Origin of the sequence: Alkaliflexus imshenetskii DSM 15055 (genome assembly GCF_000517065.1) — a bacterium.
In the GTDB taxonomy this organism is placed as follows: Bacteria; Bacteroidota; Bacteroidia; order Bacteroidales; family Marinilabiliaceae; genus Alkaliflexus; species Alkaliflexus imshenetskii.
On sequence record NZ_KI912104.1, the window covers coordinates 1 to 3,610 of the forward strand.

The 3,610-nt window shown below is 39.5% G+C and carries 4 protein-coding genes; 3 read left to right on the forward strand and 1 reads right to left on the reverse strand.

Annotated elements, in window-relative coordinates; all coding sequences use genetic code 11:
- Nucleotides 1-255 precede the first annotated feature (255 nt).
- Together ALKIM_RS0100085 and ALKIM_RS0100090 are read left to right on the forward strand one after the other, a co-directional pair.
- A complete protein-coding gene (locus ALKIM_RS0100085) occupies nt 256-981 on the forward strand; it encodes a LysM peptidoglycan-binding domain-containing protein (protein ID WP_026472888.1) in 726 nt (241 codons plus the stop codon).
- Nucleotides 982-987: 6 nt separating this feature from the next.
- The gene (locus ALKIM_RS0100090) at nt 988-1,497 is read left to right on the forward strand and encodes a hypothetical protein (protein WP_157363653.1); all 510 of its coding nucleotides are present in this window, start codon (nt 988-990) and stop codon (nt 1,495-1,497) included.
- A gap of 10 nt (nt 1,498-1,507) precedes the next feature.
- On the opposite strand, the gene ALKIM_RS0100095 is transcribed toward ALKIM_RS0100090, so the two are convergent.
- A complete protein-coding gene (locus ALKIM_RS0100095; protein WP_026472890.1) occupies nt 1,508-1,840 on the reverse strand; it encodes a helix-turn-helix domain-containing protein in 333 nt (110 codons plus the stop codon).
- A gap of 155 nt (nt 1,841-1,995) precedes the next feature.
- Here ALKIM_RS0100095 and ALKIM_RS17030 point away from each other — a divergent pair.
- The coding region (locus ALKIM_RS17030; protein ID WP_173400710.1) for a CHC2 zinc finger domain-containing protein at nt 1,996-3,610 on the forward strand (1,615 nt) is incomplete at its 3' end.

Below are 3,610 nucleotides of genomic sequence, written 5' to 3' on the forward strand. Positions count from 1 at the left end.
GTGCTTTATGCCATCCGGTCGTTTCTTTAAACAGTTGGATTAATTCGCTATATTTGTTATCAACCTTGGTGTTCACGTATAGTACAAAAGATGTGGTAATCAGCTGTAATATACTGAATATCAAGGTTTTATCCAAATGCTTTAGATTATTATTTAATTGATTTTCAATTATTTAACTGTTTTGTCATGTACTAAGGTGTTGATATTATTAGTTCTCATTCACAACTTTATCAAGAAGGAGATGAAAAATTATGGTTGTATGCAGGAGATAATAAGTGGAATTTAATAACCCCTGATGTTTTTTCGGGTGATAAAAACTCAAGCGATTGGTATTGGTTTTTAGGCCAATTTTATGATTTTTATCAATATGAGATACAACCGAGTGAGACTGTTGCTCAGTTGGCGAAAAGGCTTGAAGTTAACTCTAATGACATTATGCTGTATAATTCTGGGATTTCTATTGCTCCTGGATCTACCATACGGATCCCTCCACCTCCAAGCCATATTGAAGAGTTGTTAACTGTCAAATATATAAACTGTTATGCAGTAATGCATGAGATGCGTGCAATTAATAGCAGTATGCTTTATTTCTTGGAAGAAATGATATTGAATAATCAAGAGCTTTTAGACTTGCATGAGATAACTAAATATATGGGAATGGTAGCAAGTATTGATATAGCAGTCTCATTGACTCCAATTGCAGGGCAAGTAAAATCAATTGTTGAAATGAAAATGGGTAAAAATGTAGTTCACTATGTGATGTTAGAGAAGATGCACGGAATTAAAGTTCAGGATTTTAACAATATAGACTATGCGCAAAATGCAATTGATGTGATAGTTCCTGGTGTTCGTGTTTTAAGAGGAACATCAAAAACTATTCAATTATCTGATAAAACCATAGAATTGCTGGAGATATCAGGGAACGTAAATGGGTTAATTAATGCTGCAAGGAATAATTATCCTTTAATCAAAAAAGATTAAGTGTTTATGGAGAAGTCAATTAGCTTAGAGGTTGTAGAACGGAAAAAAAATATATACTATCATCTTTTTTCTTTCCTGACAGGAATGTTAATTTTGTACTGGGCAATAGTTTTGATTCTTAGTTTGTTTAACCCGCTTGCAAGTTATCGCTATTTATATCTTTTTGGCGTTTTGTATTTGTTTATGATGATTTTACTGTCGATTATTTTTCCTACTTTTAAAATTGTTGGAAATATTTTTTTGACCGATGATTATATTGATGTTTGTTTTCTTCAAGAGCGATTCTATTTGGATTCCTTAACTAATTTTAGTGTAAATATTGATGGGTATAGGTTTCAACCCCACTTTTATGGTCGAGTTATTTCGTTTTCAAATGGCATAAATAATTCTATCACATTTCATACAGAAGAGAGGAGGTTGGAGTTTAGATTTCTCATTAAATCAAAAAAAAGCATTGTTAGAATTCATGATTTTTTTTGCAATAAGGAGAATTGTAGCTTGAATTCCCCTTATTAGTAGGTTGTTTTCATTTTCCAAAAGCCAATTTAGTTCTGACGTTTTGCAATAATCCGTCAAGAGCGTATAATATGTGCTTCTTATCTTCATCTGGAAGGCTCTGAATCTCCACTACCCGTTTAATAATAGAATTATCCAATTCTATGTTTGTTTTCCCGGTAAGATAGTCAAGAGAGACGCCCAAAGCATCCGCAATTTTGGTAGCAATGTCGATTGAAGGCTTTATCTCATCACGTTCATACCTACCGATGGTAACGCTAATTGTACCTACCATTTTGGCAAGTTCCTCTTGCGAGAATCCTTTTTTCTTTCTTTCTGCAGATATTGTTTTCCCGAATGACATATCGTATAAGCTATATAAAAAGCGTGTTTTACAGTGTTTGTGTAAAGTTACAATACTTTTTTGCTGTATCAAAATCATATAAGACTTGCATTTTAAAATCGGATATGCTATTTTTGAAGCGTAAATGATATATGAATTTTTTTAATTTTTTTCCAATGCAAATCCCCGACATCAAAAAACAACTACCCATAACCAAGGTTTTGGCACATTACGGCATCAAACCAGACCCTTCGACAAGCCCAGGGCGAGCCAACCACATCAAATGTCCCTTCCACCAAGACGATAAACCAAGCTGCAAAATATACCCCGAAACCGGCACCTTCCATTGCTTTGGCTGTGGTGCTACCGGTGACCAGATAGAATTTATTGAGAAATACGAAAAGTGCAGTAAGCACGCTGCCATCCTTAAAGCAAATGAATTTTTGGCAGTCCCGGCCGATAGCGTCGGGAAAGCCTTAAAGAAAGCTGTAGAACTATCCGGAGAAGAAACCAACGCTAAAGATGTAATGGGGATTGCATCCAAAGGAGCTGCCAAGGGGAAGGCAGAAGATTTTGCAGGGCTTTTTGCCCGGCAAATAGCAAGCCTTCCCCGCAGCCCCAAAGCGTTAGACTATCTTAAAAGCCGTGGCCTAAGCCCCGAAATGGAAATCGGCTATAACAGTGGCCAGTACTGGAACAAACTCAAACAGTGCATCACCTTCCCATTGAAAGACCAGGCGGGCAACATCACAAGCCTCTACGGCCGCAGAATAACAGAAAGTAACGGTTATAACATTGAATACGGCCGCCATTACTACAGCGAAAACCGCAAAGGCCTTTATCCAAGCTATCCGTCACATGACACCCAAACATTAATCATCACCGAAGCCATCATCGATGCTGCCAGTCTTATCCAAATCGCAGAATTAAAAGATACTTCGATATTGACCGCCTACGGCACCAACGGCCTAAGCACCGAACACAAGAGGGCCATAACGGCATGGAGCAAACCTTCAGAAATAACCGCAACAACAGAAAAGGAAATCATCTTCTTTTTCGATGGCGACCAGGCCGGTAAAGATGGAGCCCTTAAATACGCCGAGGAACTGGCAGGGCAGAGCGTCAAAATCAGCATTGTCGCCACTCCCCAAGACGAAGACATCAACAGCCTTTACATAAACTACGGAAAGGAAGCCATCCTGCAACTAATAGATGAACGACAGCCGGCCGGCAGCACCAACCACCAACCTTTACCACCATCTTTTTCTTCAACTGAAGATTTTTCAATTGAAGAAAAAGGAAGCGACCCATCCAAAGCTCTGCAGACAACGCAAACCCAATCACCCTTAAATACAGAGCAGCCCAACAAAATCACTTATACTACCCAAACAGCCCGCTACATTGTAAAAGGCAGCCTGCCCAAGACCTTCGACCGCATGACCATCAGTCTGGACGTCCAGCATCTGGAAACCGCCATCAAATACCGCACAAGATTGGATTTGTACGAAGAAAAGCAAGTCAGAAAAGAAGCCCGGGAAGCCGCAGAGAAACTAGAACTCAGAAGCGACCTTATAGAAAACGACCTATCGCAACTAACCGACCTGCTGGAAGAATACCGGGAAAGCCAGCTACAGCAAAGCACCAAAGATGCAGACAGCGATAAAACCCTAACCCTTGCGCAGCAGGCGAGATGCAAAGCCTTTTTGCAACAGCCAGACCTAATCCAAAAGCTAAACCAGCTCATCGGCCAAAGCGGCATCACCGGTGAGGATAACAACCGTCTTTTCCTGT